General features: G+C 61.8%; 16 protein-coding genes and 2 pseudogenes. 1 reads left to right on the top strand and 17 read right to left on the bottom strand.

The features are described from left to right. The 4 genes from BVER_RS35165 to BVER_RS32460 all read right to left on the bottom strand — a co-directional run. Positions 1-199 (bottom strand): tyrosine-type recombinase/integrase (locus BVER_RS35165; protein WP_269750749.1); only part of this gene is annotated, 199 nt, incomplete at its 3' end. A gap of 36 nt (positions 200-235) precedes the next feature. Further along, positions 236-538 carry a hypothetical protein gene (locus BVER_RS33570; RefSeq protein ID WP_232316467.1) on the bottom strand — a complete coding sequence of 101 codons (303 nt, stop codon included), beginning with the start codon at positions 536-538 and terminating at the stop codon, positions 236-238. After that, complete coding sequence (locus BVER_RS09595) at positions 535-1,647, bottom strand: site-specific integrase (protein WP_198155210.1); 1,113 nt, start codon at positions 1,645-1,647, stop codon at positions 535-537. The genes BVER_RS33570 and BVER_RS09595 overlap by 4 nt, the downstream gene beginning before the upstream one ends. Next, positions 1,622-1,774 carry a hypothetical protein gene (locus tag BVER_RS32460; RefSeq protein WP_198155209.1) on the bottom strand — a complete coding sequence of 51 codons (153 nt, stop codon included), beginning with the start codon at positions 1,772-1,774 and terminating at the stop codon, positions 1,622-1,624. The genes BVER_RS09595 and BVER_RS32460 overlap by 26 nt, the downstream gene beginning before the upstream one ends. 167 nt (positions 1,775-1,941) lie before the next feature. Between BVER_RS32460 and BVER_RS30000 the strand changes: the two are divergent. Then, positions 1,942-2,157 (top strand): annotated as a pseudogene (locus tag BVER_RS30000) (integrase); the annotation flags it as partial. Between the two features lie 180 nt (positions 2,158-2,337). On the opposite strand, the pseudogene BVER_RS09590 reads toward BVER_RS30000, so the two are convergent. From BVER_RS09590 to ispG, 13 genes and pseudogenes are all read right to left on the bottom strand, one after another. Next, positions 2,338-2,688: pseudogene (locus BVER_RS09590) on the bottom strand (phosphoribosyltransferase); the annotation flags it as partial. Positions 2,689-2,800: 112 nt separating this feature from the next. Then, positions 2,801-4,147, bottom strand: coding sequence for an adenylosuccinate synthase (locus BVER_RS09585; RefSeq protein ID WP_050453093.1), 1,347 nt, complete (start codon positions 4,145-4,147; stop codon positions 2,801-2,803). Between the two features lie 151 nt (positions 4,148-4,298). After that, positions 4,299-5,450 carry an ATP phosphoribosyltransferase regulatory subunit gene (locus BVER_RS09580; protein ID WP_050453092.1) on the bottom strand — a complete coding sequence of 384 codons (1,152 nt, stop codon included), beginning with the start codon at positions 5,448-5,450 and terminating at the stop codon, positions 4,299-4,301. A gap of 102 nt (positions 5,451-5,552) precedes the next feature. Beyond that, positions 5,553-5,738 carry a DUF2065 domain-containing protein gene (locus BVER_RS09575; RefSeq protein WP_050453091.1) on the bottom strand — a complete coding sequence of 62 codons (186 nt, stop codon included), beginning with the start codon at positions 5,736-5,738 and terminating at the stop codon, positions 5,553-5,555. 61 nt (positions 5,739-5,799) lie between these two features. Beyond that, a complete protein-coding gene (gene hflC / locus BVER_RS09570) occupies positions 5,800-6,702 on the bottom strand; it encodes a protease modulator HflC (protein ID WP_050453090.1) in 903 nt (300 codons plus the stop codon). A gap of 12 nt (positions 6,703-6,714) precedes the next feature. Continuing rightward, entirely contained in the window at positions 6,715-8,109 is a 1,395-nt protein-coding gene (gene hflK / locus BVER_RS09565) for an FtsH protease activity modulator HflK (protein ID WP_050453097.1), read from the bottom strand. A gap of 58 nt (positions 8,110-8,167) precedes the next feature. Continuing rightward, on the bottom strand, positions 8,168-9,424 hold the full coding sequence (gene hflX / locus BVER_RS09560) for a GTPase HflX (protein WP_050453089.1): 1,257 nt from the start codon (positions 9,422-9,424) through the stop codon (positions 8,168-8,170). 77 nt (positions 9,425-9,501) lie between these two features. Next, entirely contained in the window at positions 9,502-9,738 is a 237-nt protein-coding gene (gene hfq / locus BVER_RS09555) for an RNA chaperone Hfq (RefSeq protein ID WP_006999489.1), read from the bottom strand. 161 nt (positions 9,739-9,899) lie between these two features. Next, positions 9,900-11,240 carry a ribosome biogenesis GTPase Der gene (gene der, locus BVER_RS09550; RefSeq protein WP_050453087.1) on the bottom strand — a complete coding sequence of 447 codons (1,341 nt, stop codon included), beginning with the start codon at positions 11,238-11,240 and terminating at the stop codon, positions 9,900-9,902. 400 nt (positions 11,241-11,640) lie between these two features. Further along, on the bottom strand, positions 11,641-12,786 hold the full coding sequence (bamB, locus tag BVER_RS09545) for an outer membrane protein assembly factor BamB (RefSeq protein WP_050453086.1): 1,146 nt from the start codon (positions 12,784-12,786) through the stop codon (positions 11,641-11,643). A 136-nt stretch (positions 12,787-12,922) separates the two neighbouring features. Beyond that, positions 12,923-13,624 (bottom strand): tetratricopeptide repeat protein, encoded by a 702-nt coding sequence (locus BVER_RS09540; protein ID WP_232316469.1) that lies wholly within the window; start codon positions 13,622-13,624, stop codon positions 12,923-12,925. Positions 13,625-13,647: 23 nt separating this feature from the next. Continuing rightward, positions 13,648-14,997: a histidine--tRNA ligase gene (gene hisS, locus BVER_RS09535; RefSeq protein WP_050453084.1), complete on the bottom strand. Its 1,350-nt coding sequence runs from the start codon at positions 14,995-14,997 to the stop codon at positions 13,648-13,650. Positions 14,998-15,003: 6 nt separating this feature from the next. Further along, on the bottom strand, positions 15,004-16,320 hold the full coding sequence (gene ispG, locus BVER_RS09530; protein WP_050453083.1) for a flavodoxin-dependent (E)-4-hydroxy-3-methylbut-2-enyl-diphosphate synthase: 1,317 nt from the start codon (positions 16,318-16,320) through the stop codon (positions 15,004-15,006). Positions 16,321-16,412 lie beyond the last annotated feature (92 nt).

Genomic DNA, 16,412 nt, shown 5'->3' with positions numbered 1-16,412 from the left:
GAACGAATCTCGACTTGCCTAGCTTCGCTCCACGGATCGTCAATATCCCCGCTGTCAGATCGACGTCCTGCAGTTTGAGATTGCGCGCTTCACCCAAGCGCATGCCTGATACGCTCAGTAATCCGAATAGACAATGATAGGTCCAAGGCAGTAAAGCACCCCGTTCATAGCGATATGGAATCTGGAGCGCAGCCCGCAATAGTGCGCGGATCTCGCCCGTCGAATATAAATACGGTCAGGCTCGCTTAGGTTGAAACGGCAACAAACCCGGCGCTGGTATCTCGGTGCGAAGATCGGTCGCACTGCGATGGCGCGCAAAATCGCGCACGAAACCCAATCGTCGCGCCCATTGCGCGGGTTGGACATTCGATGGTTGTCGAGCCCAGGCAAGAGCCAACGCCTGAGTGACGTAGGAAGCACGATGCCGCTCCATGAACGCGACGAAATCCGGCAATACCTTGCCTGCCTCCTTCAGCTTAAATCCCAGGCTGCGCTTCAGATCAAGGTAATCCTGAACGGCTTTGCGAAGCGTGTTCATCGTGCACCTCCCGGCCACGACAATGCGAGTGTGCGCAATGCCTTGACGTCTACCTTTGAATAGATCTTTGTAGTCTGTGGATGACGATGACCCAACACCTCGCCGATCTCGCTGAGCGAGGCTCCATGGCTCAACATCTGGGTGGCTAGGCCATGGCGGAACTGATGGGCACCCAACGTGGGCGCGTCGATGCCAGCGCGCTGAAGCGAATGCCGGACGAGGGAGCCGACGCCAGATTGTCCGCGAAAGCCTGTGATGGGGGCCTTTGCACGTAAAAACACACGGCGACTGGCGCTATGAGGACGCCCGTGCCGCAAATATGCGGCAATTGCCTTGCCGACATCCGCGGGTAAGGGCAGCTCGCTGCGTTGCCCACTCTTGCCGCGCACGCTCAATTGGCCGGAGCCCCAGTCGATATCATCGAGTTCGAGAAAAGCCACAGCACCAGAGCGTAACCCTAGTCGCGCGAGCAAGAGCAAGACGGCGTAGTCGCGACGCCCGACTGCAGTCCGTCGATCGATGCTAGCCAGCAACTGTCGCGTCTGGTCAGCAGAAATCGCACGAGGAATTGACGGCATCGACCAGTTGGCGACGACCGGAACGGCGGCAGCCAGATCCAGCGTAACGTCGCCGCTATACCGCACGTAGCGCAGAAAAGATCTTAGTGCAGTGGTCATGAGCTTAGCTCGCCTCAAATGCAAACGTGGCGCACGGATCTGCACAAAGCTCACGACATCTACGGCACGTAGTCGCGATAACGTGACCTCCTCGTCACCGAAACAATGGTGGAGAAAATCGCGAATGAATGGCACGTAATTAATGATCGTTGTTTCAGCGAGAGCCTGAGCGTCGCGCAAGTACTCCGCGTATGCCTGCGCGCAGATCTCGGCCGGCGGCATCCGACGTGCCACTATCTTGTTGCCAGGTATCACGCCCTCACTACCCATAAAATCAATGACATGCCTGAGCGCAGATCGATCCCCAAGGTAAGGTCGAACATGGCGGGCGCGATACCGCAAATACCGTATTGCGTGGTCGTAGCAGATGTCCTTTGCACCGACACCTGTCTGTTTAAGCCATTGACTAAAGCATGCCGCGATTCGAACCATGCTGCTTCATGGACTGCGCACTGTATCCCTGAGCGCTGATCGCATTCGCAAAGGCTACTAAATGAGCTGCGAGCGGGCCTTCCGGTGCTCGCGAGAGAATGACCTGATCATGAATGGTGTACTTCACGATGAACTCCTTCCCCGACGTGGGGAGCGGGTGGAAGGAGTCGAGATTATCTCTATCGGACGAAACGCATTTACCTAGAAAAACAGCCCATCGCGCGGCGACAAGACATAATCAAGAAGGGTAGATAGTGTCGATTATATCGTTGGGGAGATTAGAGGCACACGACGGCCGTTTATCTGCTGAAAGCCGGTGTCGATTTCGCAACGATCAGTCAGTGGCTGGGGCACGCCCACGTCGACACCACGATGAGATATGCAAAGGCAGATATGGATCTGAAGCGGCAAGCGCTCTCTCAGGTGTTTCCCGAAGTGCTGGGCGCACCCGCTATGCCTCCGGTTCCACTGGACGGTAGTCGACTTACCGAATGGTTGCGGCGACTATAGCTCTACGAACACGGCGCGTCGCGCTCCACAAGCGGAGCGCGGCCGAGCCGGCGCCGACAGGTCATCCGGAATTAATGTTCAGCGAATCCGTCATCCTCGTGGATCACATGCCTGCAAACGGCGGCTGCTTCACATAAGCGACATCGCCACATAAGTGCAATAACGTTACACATAACGTTATTGCACGCGCGCGCGCGTAACGCCCGAATCGACCAGATCGTCGACCAGCAGCACGTTGCCGGAAAGTTCGCCACGCGTCATCGTGATGTACTGCGCGATATCGAGATCGCCCTGCTGCGTGCCGGCCGCCTCTCGGTACGAGCTCGTCGCCAGAATGGCCAGCGGCAGATCGTAGATACGCGAGAGCTGATCGCCCACGCGCAGGCCGCCGCGCGCGAGACAGAGGATCTTGTCGAACTTCCAGCCCGACTCGTGCACCTTCAGCGCGAGCAGTTCGATCAACCGGTGATATTCGTCCCAGTTGACCCAGAGGTTCTTGTCGTCGTTACGCGGGGCGGTCATCGCGATCATGGTGAGGCTCTTTCAAATGTAAATTACGGTTATATACAAAAAGTGGCCGCGTATTGGGCAATAGGCGGCCACTTTCTTTACAGCGTCCGGCAAGGTTCGAAACGCTCGCGCGTCAGACCTTGAACGGATGACGCAACAGGATGGTTTCGTCGCGATCCGGACCGGTCGACACCATGTCGATCGGCACGCCCGCGACTTCCTGCACGCGCGTCAGATACTTGCGCGCATTTTCCGGCAGGCTGTCCCATTGCGTGATACCGATGGTGCTTTCCTTCCAGCCGCCGAAGGTTTCGTACACCGGCTCGCAACGCGCCACTTCCGATGCACCGCGCGGCAGGATATCGACCGGCTTGCCGTCGAGCGTGTAGCCCGTGCAGAGCTTCACTTCGTCGAGACCGTCGAGCACATCGAGCTTGGTCATGCACAGGCCCGAAATGCCGTTGATCTGGATCGAGCGGCGCAGCGCGGCGGCATCGAGCCAGCCGGTGCGGCGCGGGCGTCCCGTGACCGAGCCGAATTCCTTGCCGACGGTCGCGAGCGTCAGGCCCACTTGCTCCTGACGTTGCGCGTTGTCGGCGTCGTACAACTCGCTCGGGAACGGACCCGAACCGACACGCGTGCAATACACCTTGGTGATGCCGAGAATGTAGTTCAGACGCTGCGGTCCGATACCCGCGCCCGCCGTCGCCGCACCCGCCACGCAATTGCTCGACGTGACGAACGGATACGTGCCGTGATCGATATCGAGCAGCGTGCCTTGCGCGCCTTCGAACAGCAGATTGCTGCCGCTGTGATTCGCGTCGTACAGGCGGCGCGAGACGTCCGTCACCATCGGCGCGAGACGGTCGGCGTAGCCGAGCATCGTGTCGAGCGTCTTTTGATAATCGACTTCGTCGGCGCCGAGGTATTTGGTCAGCACGAAGTTGTGGAAATCGAGCGCTTCGCGCAGGCGTTCCGAGAACACCGGCACGTCGAACAGGTCCTGCACGCGCAGGCCGCGGCGCGCCACCTTGTCTTCGTATGCCGGGCCAATACCGCGTCCCGTCGTGCCGATTTTGCCCGCGCCGCGCTTGGCTTCGCGCGCCTGGTCGATGGCGACGTGATACGAGAGAACGAGCGTGGCCGCTTCGGAGATGAACAGGCGCTTCTGGACGTCGACGCCCGCTGCTTCGAGCTCGTCGATTTCCTTGAACAGCGCTTCCGGCGAAAGAACGACGCCGTTGCCGATATAACAGGCCGTGCCGGCGCGCATGATGCCCGACGGGATGAGGCGAAGAATGGTCTTCTTGCCACCGATGATGAGCGTATGCCCGGCGTTGTGACCGCCCTGGAAACGAACGACGCCCTGGGCGTGGTCCGTCAGCCAGTCGACGATCTTGCCCTTGCCCTCATCACCCCACTGGGTGCCCACCACGACGACGTTGCGTCCTGGGTTCACATTCACTGCGCTGGCAGACATGTTGATTCGTTAGCTGGTTAAAAACGTATTTTACCTATGTTCTCGGGGACTTCCGAGTTTTTCGGGATACGTTTCGTGTTTTTGACATGCGCGCCGATCGACGGAAATTCGTGACAGTTCAAGCCGATCGGCGCGCCGGAATGGCACCCGTTCAGGCGCGCGGTTCCACCGTCCACTTGCCGTCGCGCTCGACCAGCACGCGATCGAACGCGAATTCGTCGAGATCGTGTTCATGGCCCGGCAGCGCCTGAATGACGACTTCGCCGGCATCGCGCAAGGACAGGATCGCGATGCGCAGCGGCTCGTCGTGGTTCCACGGCGCGAGGATCGCGCTGCCGCGTGCATCGACCGGCAAAATACGCGCGACTTCGCGCAGATCCAGCGAAAAGCCCGTCGCCGGACGCGCACGGCCGTACGCCTGACCGACGTCGTCGTAGCGGCCGCCGTGCGCGACGGCGTTCGGCACGCCATCTACGTAGCCGGAGAACATCACGCCGCTGTGATACGCGTAGCCGCGCAGATCGGCGAGGTCGATCATCACTTCCGCGCCTTCGACTTGCGCCGCGAGGAACGCGAGATCGTCGAGCGCGCGGGCGATCACCGGCAGATTCGGCAGACGGTCGCGCGCGATCTGCAACACCGACGCATCGCCGTACAGCGACGGCAGCGCGCGCAACGCCTCGCGCGGCACTTGCCCGAGATGCTCAGTCAGCTCGTTGAGACGCGGCACGTCCTTGCTCGCCAGCGCCTCATACAGCGATTCGCCGAGCGATGCCGCCGCCGGCTCCAGTTCGAGCAGCGCGGCCAGCACGCCCGCGTGCGCGAGGTCCAGACGCACTTTCGTCAGACCGGCGAGACGCAGCGAATCGAGCATCAACTGCTGAATTTCGAGATCGGCTTCCAGACCGGCGTGACCGTAGATTTCCGCGCCAATCTGAATCTGCTCGCGCGTCGCGTGCAGGCCGCGCGGCCGCGTATGCAGCACGACGCCCGCATAGCACAGCCGCGTCACGCCCTGACGATTCAGCAGATGCGCGTCGATGCGCGACACCTGCGGCGTGATATCCGCACGCAGGCCGAGCGTGCGCCCGGACAGTTGATCGACCAGCTTGAAGGTGCGCAGATTGAGATCGCTGCCGCCGCTCGTCAGCAGCGACTCGATATATTCGAGCATCGGCGGCATCACCAGCTCGTACCCGTACGAACGGAAACGGTCGAGCAGGCGACGGCGCAATTCTTCGATCTTGCTGGCTTCCGACGGCAGAACGTCGGCGATATTCTCGGGCAGTAACCAGGTGGACATCGATGCGTTTCCTACGGGGCGCGCCGCTTCGATAAGCGCGGCGCATGGAGACAAGATAGGCAAATTGGCGGACGTGCGCCGGATGCTGCGTTCAGTTTGCGTTCAGGTCGCGATCAGCAGCAGGATCAGCCCGAGCACCATCGCGATCAGTCCGCCGATGCGGATGTGATGCGGCGGCCGCTCGGCGATCCTGCGGAACGTGTCACGCCAGGCCGTCGGGAAGACGAAGGGAAACATCCCTTCCATGATCAGCATCAACGCGATTGCGAGCAGTAACGTCTCGAGCATGTCTCAAGGAGAGCAAGCGCCGCACGGCTCCGGCGACGGAACCATGCGGCGGTGGACACGATTAGCGCTTCGCCGATGCCGCCGCGGACGAATCCGCGCTGCCGCCGTTCGGACCGCGCATGAAGCGGAAGAAATCGCTGCTCGGGTCGACGACGATGACGTCGCCCGGCTTGAAGGTCTTCTTATACGCTTCGAGGCTCTGATAGAACTGGTAGAACTGCGGATCGCGTCCATACGCGTCGGCCGCTATGGCCGCCGCCTTGCTGTCTCCTTCGCCCTTGATCGACTGGGCCTGGCTGTACGCATCGGCGAGAATCTGCTGCTGCTCGCGCTCCGCGTCGGCCTTGATCTTGTCCGCTTCCGCCGTGCCTTTCGCGCGTTCGTTCGCCGCCGCCTGCTGGCGCGCCGCGATCATGCGCTTGTAGACCGAATCGGCCACCGCCGACGGAAAATCGATGCGGGTCATCTGCAGATCGACGAGCTGCACGCCGAACGCGGCCGTGCCGTCCTCGACGGACTGCTGCGCCTCGCTTGCCAGCGCCTGCTGATCGCCGAGCGCGTCGCCCAGCGTGCGCTTGGCGAAGGCGCTGGTGAGCGCGGTGCGCGCCAGCGCGACAATGCGTTCTTCCGCCGTCTGCGTGTTCTTCTCGTTGCTGGCGAACAGCTTCATGGGATCGGCGACGCGGTACTTGATGACCGTGTTCACCAGCACTTCATTCTTGTCCGACGTGGCAAAGCGGTCCGAGCCCGATTCGTCGATGGTCAGCGTCCGCGTGTCGATCAGCGTGAGCGTCTGGAACGGCGGCGGCAGCTTGAAATGCAGGCCGGGACCGTCGAGCAGCGCATCGCTGTCGCCGTGCGAGGAGACGATGGCGGCATGCCGTTCGTCGACGGTAAAGATCATCGACGAGCCGATGAACAGCACGATGACGACCGCGACGACGAGCGCAATGATTCGGTTCATGGTGTGCGCTCCTTACTGCAGGTCGTCTTGACGATCGCGCGAGCGGAACGCATCGCGCGATCGCAGCGGATCGCTGGCGGCGGCCGCACCGCTGGCGCCCGCCGCACTGGCGGCCTTCGCAGGCGCGGCGGCGGCCGGCGTCGCCGGCGTGGCGGGGGCGCTCTGCGGACGAGCCTGCGGCGCTTCCGTCGGAGACGCCGCGGCAGGCGCGCTCGCCGGCGCGTCGGCCGCTTCCTTCGCCTGCTGACGATTCGCATCGACCAGCTTGTCGAGCGGCAGCACGATCGTGTTATTGCCCGACTTGCTGTCGACGAAGACCTTCGTGGTACGCGAGTAGATTTGCTGCATCGTGTCCAGATACATGCGTTCGCGGATCACCGCGGGCGCCTTCGAGTATTCCTCGTAGACCTGCTTGAAGCGCTCGGCGTCGCCCGTCGCCTGCGTGACCTGGCGATTGCTGTAGGCGGTCGCTTCGTCGGTGAGCTTGGCAGCATCGGCCTTGGCGCGCGGAATCAGCTGATTGGCGTAAGCCTGCGCGGTATCGCGGGCGCGCTCGTTGTCCTGCCGCACGCGCGAGGCTTCCTCGAAAGCGGATTGCACCTGCTGCGGCACCTGCACGCTCTGCACCGTCACGCCGGTCACCTGCAGGCCGGTGCGGTAGGCATCGAGCGAACGCTGGATGGATTCGATCAGACGCGCGCGCAGCGCCTCGCGGTCCTTGTACAGCAGATCGTCGGTCTTGAGACTGCCGGCCACTTCGCGCACGGCCGCCTGGCCCGCCTGCGTGACGCTCAGGTCGGGATCGGAATTGCGGAACAGGAAATCGGTTGGCGACTTGATCTGATACTGCACGGCGAAGCGCACGTCGACGATGTCCGCCTCGTTCGTCAGCAGCGACGCATCGCGCACATTGGCCTGCGACACGGCGCCGCCCCGGCCGATTTCGACCGAACGGATCTGCGAGGTATCGACGATATCGTGCGACTGGAACGGATACGGCAGACGCCAGTGGATGCCCTGCGTGACCGTCTGACGATACTTGCCGAACTGCGATACGACGCCGACATGCCCGTCCTGCACGACGAACACGCCGCTGCCGAGATAAATGGCGATCAGCACGCCGATGACGATGCCGACGCCGATCTTGGTGCCGCGGCCGTTGTCGCGCGGACCGCCGTTGCCCGGCTTGCGCCCGAACACGCCCGCGATGCGGCGGTTGAAGTCGCGCCACATCTCGTCGAGATCGGGCGGCCCTTCGTCCTTGCCGTTCGGACGACGATTGTCCTGCGGACGTTTCGTGTCGTTCTTCACGCCATTGCCGTCGCCCCGCCCCCAGCGCGGATCGTTGATCGAAAAGACGGCAGGCTGATGTTGCCGGTTAGTCCGCTTGTAGTCGTAGTCGTTCACTCGGTGAGTCACCATTAGACAGCCGGATCGGGCCGGGTCGAAGTAGTCCTGGAGCCGCTCAGTGCCCGTGTTCGGGAACCTTGTGGTCGTCGCGCTGTTCCGCGGGCTGCTGGTCTTGCGGCCCTGCGTGCGTATCGCGCTCTTTGTTCGACCCGGACTGCGAGGGATTTGTTGCTTCGGAGACTTCGTGAGGCTCGGCGAGCACACTGGGCAGGCTCTCGATTTCGCCTTCTTCCGCCGAAGCGATTTCGACGATGGCAGCGCGCAGCGCATCGAGTCCCTGACCCGAGCGTGCGCTCAGAAAGACACGCGAAATATTACCATACTCGTCCCTTTCAATTGCCTCGCCACGGGCCGCCAGCTCGGGCACCGCGTCGATCTTGTTGAAGACGAGCACTTGCCGGATCGAATCCGCGCCGATGCTGCGCAGCACGTCGTTCACCTGATCGATCTGATCGAGACGCACCGCGCTCGATGCATCGACCACATGCAGCAGCAAATCCGCGTGGATGGTTTCTTCCAGCGTCGCGCGGAAAGCCGCGACCAGTTGGTGAGGCAATTCGCGGATGAAACCCACCGTATCGGACATCACGATATGGCCGGTCTCTTCGCCGAGATAGACGCGGCGCGAGGTGGTATCGAGCGTGGCGAACAGTTGGTCCGCCGCGTAGGCCTGCGCCTTGGTGAGCGCGTTGAACAGCGTGGACTTGCCCGCGTTCGTATAGCCGACGAGCGACACCGACATCGTGCGATTGCGCGTGCGCTGACGCCGCTGCGTGCCGTGCTGACGACGCAGCTTGTCGAGCTTGGCCTTGAGCGCCTTGATCCGTTCGCCAATCAGACGACGGTCGGTTTCCAGCTGCGTTTCACCGGGACCGCGCAGACCGATACCGCCCTTCTGGCGTTCGAGGTGAGTCCACGCGCGAATCAGGCGTGTGGACAGATATTGCAGCTGCGCGAGTTCGACCTGCAGCTTGCCTTCGTGGCTGCGGGCGCGCTGCGCAAAAATATCGAGAATGAGACTCGTACGATCCACCACGCGACGATTCAGCGCGACTTCCAGATTGCGCTGCTGCGCGGGCGCGAGGGCGTGATTAAAAATGACGAGTTCGACGTCGTTCGCTTCGCACTGCAGGCGCAGTTCCTCGACCTTGCCGCTGCCGATGAACATTTTCGCATCGGGACTGGAACGGCGGCCGGTGAGCGTGACGACGGGATGGGCGCCCGCACTTTGGGCGAGCAGACTGAGTTCTTCGAGACTGGCTTCGAAATCGATCTTGCCGAAGTCGATACCGACGAGCGCTGCGTTAATCAAATTGATGTTTTTGGGTTTTGAAGCGACCGGCGAGTTGCTTAATGTTAGCTATTCTGACTGGCCGGTCGCGACATGGTTTAGGACGATTCAGCGTCCGGGTGGAAGTTCACCGGACGGGCCGGCACGACCGTGGAAATGGCGTGCTTATAGACCATCTGGGTGACCGTATTTCTGAGCAACACGACGTACTGGTCGAAAGATTCGATATTGCCTTGGAGCTTGATGCCGTTGACCAGATAGATGGACACCGGCACGTGCTCTTTACGCAGCGCGTTCAAAAACGGGTCTTGTAACAATTGCCCTTTGTTGCTCATAGCAAACTCCGTATTTTTTTGCAGGTTGAAAGTATTGTTGGCGAAGAAAAAGAGATCCGCCCACATTCGCTACACTATAGCTGATTTTCTCTGATTTACGTTTTCTACACCAGATCGGCCAAATGGCTAATTCGGCTCGAAACGCTTGCCTCGCGCGGCTTTCAGTCCTTGTCCGCGTAGGGGTTCTTGCTCGAGCGGAACTCTATGCGCAATGGAGTGCCGGCCAATCCAAAAGTTTCGCGGAAGCGCCCTTCCAAATACCGCTTATACGTTTCGGTGATGGCGTCCAGCGCGTTGCCGTGCACGACGATGATCGGCGGATTCGAGCCGCCCTGGTGCGCATAGCGCAGTTTCGGACGCACCGGACCGCGACGGCGCGGTTGCTGGAACTCGACCGCTTCGATCAGCGCGCGCGTGAGCTTCGGCGTCGGCAGTTTGGCCATCGCGGCGGCGTAAGCGTCGTCGACCGATTTCATCAACGCGCCGATGCCGGTTTTTTCCAGCGCCGAAACGTAATGAAATTTAGCAAAGTCCAAAAACTTGAGCTTACGGCTGAGATCGGCCTTGGTGCGTTCGCGCACATGCGAATCGAGTCCGTCCCACTTGTTCACGCCGACCACCAGCGCGCGCCCTTGCTCCACCACGAATCCGGCGATATGCGCGTCCTGATCCGAAATGTCCTGCTGCGCGTCGAGCAGCAGAATCACGACGTTGGCATCCGCGATGGACTGCAGCGTCTTCACCACCGAAAACTTCTCGATCGCTTCGAACACCTTGCCGCGCCGGCGCAATCCCGCGGTATCGATCAACGTGTATTTGCGGCCATTTCGCTCGAAATCAACATAGATCGAATCGCGCGTGGTGCCGGGCATGTCGAACGCGATCACGCGTTCTTCGCCGATCAGCGTATTGACCAGCGTCGACTTGCCAACATTCGGACGCCCGACGATCGCGATCTTGATGCCGTGCTTCGCCTTCTCGTCCTCGCTTTCCTCCGGCCAGTCGGCGTAGGCGATATCGAGCGCGTCGTTGATCATCTCGGTCACGCCGTCGCCGTACGCGGAGGAAATCGCGCGCGGATCGCCGAGGCCGAGTTCGTAGAAATCCGAGGCGACCGCCGAGTACTTCATGCCTTCCGCTTTGTTGACGACGAGCATGATCGGGCGGCCGGTCTTGCGCAGATAGTCGGCGATCGACTTGTCCTGCGGCGCGAGCCCGTTGCGTACGTCGACGATAAAGACGACGACGTCCGCTTCCTCCACGGCCTGACGCGTCTGCCGCGCCATTTCGTGCAGGATGCCGTCCTTCGCGACCGGCTCGAAACCGCCCGTATCCACGACGAGATAGCCGCGCTCGCCGCCGACACGGCCTTCGCCGTAATGTCGGTCGCGCGTGAGGCCCGGCAGATCGGCGACGAGCGCGTCGCGCGAGCGTGTCAGCCGGTTGAAAAGAGTCGATTTTCCCACGTTGGGGCGCCCGACGAGGGCAATTACCGGTTTCATCTGATGTTGTTCAAAGTTGAACGCAAGGCGGCGCGACTCGATGGATTCGGTCCGCGGCCGCGCAATGGCTGCGCTTGTCGAAAATTAGCATGGATTATTCGGCTGCGGCACGCGCGGCGCGTCGATGGCCAAGCCGGCGGCGTCCGTTTGCCCGGACGCCGGGTTGCCTCGTTCTTTCGAGGCCTTACTCGCGCGATGCGCGTTGTTCTTGCGATCCTGCTTTCGCTTGCGGGTTCGGTTCGCAAGTTCTATGCGCAGGTTTTATTCGATCCGACCGATTGCGCGCACGCGGCGCGCCTTCTTGTTATTCGAGCGGTCCCTTCACTTTCTGATTCGGACCGGCCGCGCCGTCACGAGGAACGGCGCGGCGTTACTGCATCATACGCACGCGTTCGAGCGATCAGTTGCTCGGACGGAAGCCGTAGAGATCGCCGTCCTTCGTCTGCACGACGATCGTGTTGCCCGCCAGCACCGGCGCGGCGACGATCGGGCTGCCATCGGTCGGCATACGGCCGATGAATTCGCCGTTGTCGGCCGACAGGAAGTGCACGAAGCCCTTGTAGTCGCCCAGCACGACCGCGCGTCCGAGAATGTACGGCACGCTGACGTCGCGGCTCTTCAGCTTGTCGTTCTTCCACAGCGGCGTGCCGTCGGTCGCGCGGAACGCGTTGACGACCGACCAGTCATCGCCGGCGGCGACGATCTGGTCATCCTGCGCCAGACCGCTGCTGCTCGAGAAGTTGCGCTGCCAGTCGGGACGGCCGTTGTTGGCATCGAAACAGCCGATCTTGCCCTGGAACGTCACCGCGCAAGTCTGCGCGCCGACGAAGCTCGGCGCACCGGTCACGTCGTTGATACGCTCGACTTCCGTCACCCCCTTCGGATACGACACCGGCGCTTGCCAGAAGGCATCGCCCGTTTGCAGGTTGATCGCAGCGAAACCGCCGCCCGGGAAGCCCGCCAGCACCGACTGATTGCCGGCGAAAGTCATGCCCGCCGACACGCGCAGATTCAGAGGCACCGCGCGCAACTGGAAGATCCACTTCTGTTCGCCGGTCTGCGAATTGAACGCGATGATCTTGCCGTCGATGGTGCGCACGATCACCAGATCGTTGCCGACCAGCGGCGGCGAAATGATTTCGCCCGGCGCGCTCGCGGTCCACAGCAGCTTGCCGTCCGGACCGAGCACATCGACCTGGCCCTTCAGCCCGCCGACGGCCGTCAGATTGCCGTCGCTGCCGACGCCCGCCGACAGATCGTCCTTCAGCTTGACGCGCCAGACGTCTTGCCCGGTCTTCGAGTCGATCTTGGCGACGCTGCCGTTCGCGCCGGCGGCGTACACATAGTCACCGACCGCGACCGGCGAGAACAGATAGCGGCCAGCCTTGCCGACATTCGCCTTCCACGCCTGATTGACGGTCAGCACCGGCTTGAAGTCCACGAGCGGCGTCGGAATGCGGCGTTCATCCTTGGTCGACGAACAGGCTGCCAACAAGGCGGTCATCGCGCAGGCGAACGGCACGGCGTAGCGTTTCAATAAAGTCATCGGTGGACGCAACATGAATGGTTGATTCGGTTGATCGGCGCCGCCCGCTCTTTCGTCGGATCATCGGATCGCGACGTGAGGCCGGGCGGCTCGTGTGATGGTTGGCTGAGTCGATGAAGTCCGGGAGCGACGCGGATCAACCGCCGAGCGCGTCGAGCTTGAACTGGATCAACTGGCGCGCGGACGTGTCGTTCTCCGGCAATGCGCCCAGCGCCACCTTGTATGAAGCGCGCGCGTCGTCGCGCTTGCCTTGCGCCGCGAGCAGATCGCCGCGACGATCCGCGATCTCGCCCTTGAATGCATCGAGCGGCTGATCGTCCAGCAGCTTCAGGCCCGCGTCGAAGTTCTTTTCGTCGAGGTAGATCATCGCGAGACGGAGCTTGGCGATCTGCTTGTACTCGTCGTCCTTCGCGTGCTCGACGGCCCATTGCAGCTGCGCCTTCGCGCCCGCGGTGTCGCCGGCCGTGTAGAGCGCCTTGGCTGCGGCGAGCGCGGTCATCTGCGCATAGCCGGTGCCGCCGAACTTTTCTTCCATGTATGTCGCGGCGCGCGTGATCAACGTCTTGTCGTTGCCGGCGACCGCCTGCTGCAGGTGATCGTAGAGCACCGATGCCTCGGCGGCCTGACGACGCTGCCAGTAATTCCAGCCGTTGTATCCGGCCGCGATGATGAGCGCGATGAGGACGATCCACGTCGTCGCGTTACCCCATTTCGCCCACCAGGCTTTTACACTTTCCAGTGATTCTTGTTCGTCGTGATAGCTCATCGTCCAGCTATTCCTTCCCTGCGTTTCGATCCCTTCAACGAATGCCGCGCGCGATGATCGAACCGCTTCGATGCGCGCGGCGCGTAGCCTGTTTATCAGGCACCCTCGTCGTCGGCGGATGCAACCATCGCATTGATTAGATAATCGGTCAAGTCTTCCGCCGGAACGTTGACTTGCTCGTTCTTTTGACCGTCGTCCGTTTCATTCGACGTACGACGCAACGGCTTCACGCCGATCGTGCCCTGCGCAAGCTCGTTGTCGCCCAGTACGACCGCGAAGGCCGCGCCGCTCGCATCGGCTTTCTTCATCTGCGATTTGAAGCTCGCGGACGCGCCGTCCGGGCTGCAATGCAGAATGACGTCGAGACCCATGTCGCGCAGACGCTCGGCGACGATAAACGCCTTCTCGGCCGCTGCTTCGCCCTGATGCACGACGTACACGTCGGTGCCTTCGGCTTCCGGCACGAGTTGCTCTTCCTTCAGCAATTCGAGAATGCGTTCGACGCCCATCGCCCAGCCGCATGCGGCCGTCGGCTTGCCGCCGAGCTGCTCGATCAGCGGATCGTAACGGCCGCCGCCCGCCACCGTGCCCTGCGCGCCGAGTTTATCCGTGACCCATTCGAACACGGTCAGATTGTAGTAATCGAGACCGCGCACGAGACGCGGGTTGATCGTGAACGGAATGTTGTTCGCCTTCAGCAGACGCTGCACGCCTTCGAAGTGCTTGCGCGATTCTTCGCCGAGGAAATCGACGAGCTTCGGCGCGTTCTGCGCCATTTCCTGCATCGCCGGATTCTTCGTGTCGAGCACGCGCAGCGGATTCGTATGGAGACGGCGCTTCGCTTCCTCGTCGAGGATATCGATGTGCTGTTCCAGATACGCAATCAGTTCCTTGCGATGCGCCGCGCGCTCTTCCGCCTGACCGAGCGAATTCAGTTCGAGCCGGATGCCGGTCAGACCGAGGTCGTCCCACAGACGCTGGCACATCATGATGATTTCCGCGTCGGTATCCGGACCCGCGAAACCGAGCGCTTCCACGCCGACCTGATGGAACTGGCGATAGCGCCCGCGCTGCGGACGCTCGTGCCGGAACATCGGGCCGATGTACCACAGGCGCTTCGGGCCGTCGTACAGCAGATTGTGCTCGATGCTCGCGCGCACCACGGCGGCGGTATTCTCCGGGCGCATCGTCAGATGCTCGCCGTTGAGCGCGTCCGTGAAGCTGTACATTTCCTTCTCGACGATATCGGTCACCTCGCCGATACCGCGCGTGAACAACTGCGTATGCTCGACGATCGGCGTGCGGATGTTCTGATAGCCGTATGCGCGCAGCATCGACTTGACGGTGGATTCGAAGAAGTCCCACAACGCGGCATCCTGCGGGAGGATGTCGTTCATGCCCTTCACGCCGCTCAGTTTTTCGAGCCTTTTCTTCTGTTCAGTCATCTGTCTTTAGATTGATGCCGCGGATGTTTCTTCGTGTTTTCCGTAGGTTCGCTGAACGTAGTCGCTGACGATCTGCTGGAACTCGCTCGCGATATTCTCGCCGCGCAGCGTCTTGACCTTCACGCCGTCGATGAACACGGGCGCGGCCGGATTCTCGCCCGAGCCCGGCAGGCTGATGCCGATATTCGCGTGCTTCGACTCGCCCGGACCGTTGACGATGCAGCCCATCACCGCGACGTTCATCTTTTCGACGCCGGCGTATTTCTCGCGCCATTCAGGCATCGACTTGCGCAAATAGTTCTGAATTTGCGACGCCAGTTCCTGGAACACCGTGCTGGTGGTGCGTCCGCAACCAGGGCAGGCGATAACCATCGGCGTAAAGGAACGCAGGCCCATCGTCTGCAGAATTTCCTGACCGACGACGACTTCGCCCGTGCGCGCGCCGCCGGGTTCCGGCGTCAGCGAAATACGGATGGTGTCGCCGATGCCTTCCTGCAGCAGCACGGACAGCGCCACCGTCGACGCGACGATGCCCTTCGAACCCATCCCCGCTTCCGTCAAACCCAGATGCAGCGCGAAGCTGCAACGCTTCGCGAGTTCGCGATACACCGCGATCAGATCCTGCACGCCGCTGACCTTGCACGACAGGATGATCTTGTCGCGGCCCAGGCCGATATCCACCGCGCGTTCCGCCGAGCCGATCGCCGACTGGATCAGCGCTTCGTACATCACGCTCTGCAGTTCCCAGGGCGTGGCGCGCGCGGCGTTTTCGTCCATCATGCGCGCGAGCAGGTCCTGATCGAGACTGCCCCAGTTCACGCCGATACGAACCGGCTTGTCGTACTTGATGGCGGCTTCGATCATCTGCGCGAATTGCGTGTCGCGCTTCGCGCCCTGACCTACGTTGCCCGGATTGATACGGTACTTCGACAGCGCTTCCGCACACGCCGGATGGTCGCGCAGCAGCAAATGGCCGTTGTAGTGGAAGTCGCCGACGAGCGGCACCGTCACGCCCATGCGGTCCAGTTGATCGCGGATATGCGGAACTTCCGCGGCTGCTTCCGGCGTATTCACCGTGATGCGCACCAGTTCCGAGCCTGCCTGCGCGAGTTCCTTGATCTGGATCGCGGTGCCGATGGCATCGGCGGTGTCGGTGTTGGTCATCGACTGCACGCGCACCGGCGAATCGCCGCCGATCGTCACGAGTTGGCCGCCCCAGCGCACATCGACCGCGTGCGACGAACGGCGCTTCAACGGACCGCCGAAGACCGGTTCGGTCGAACAAATCTTGCTGCTGATCAGGGATTGAGCTTCGGATTGCATCGAAAAACCCTTTGACGTTCTCGCCGCCTGCCTGGCGCGAGATTGCGTGAGTAAAACTTCAAACGGGCATCACGGCGATAAACCGTGATGCC

This window comes from Candidatus Burkholderia verschuerenii, from assembly GCF_001189365.1.
GTDB classification, from domain to species: Bacteria; Pseudomonadota; Gammaproteobacteria; order Burkholderiales; family Burkholderiaceae; genus Caballeronia; species Caballeronia verschuerenii.
This window is presented reverse-complemented; position numbering and strand designations above follow the sequence as displayed.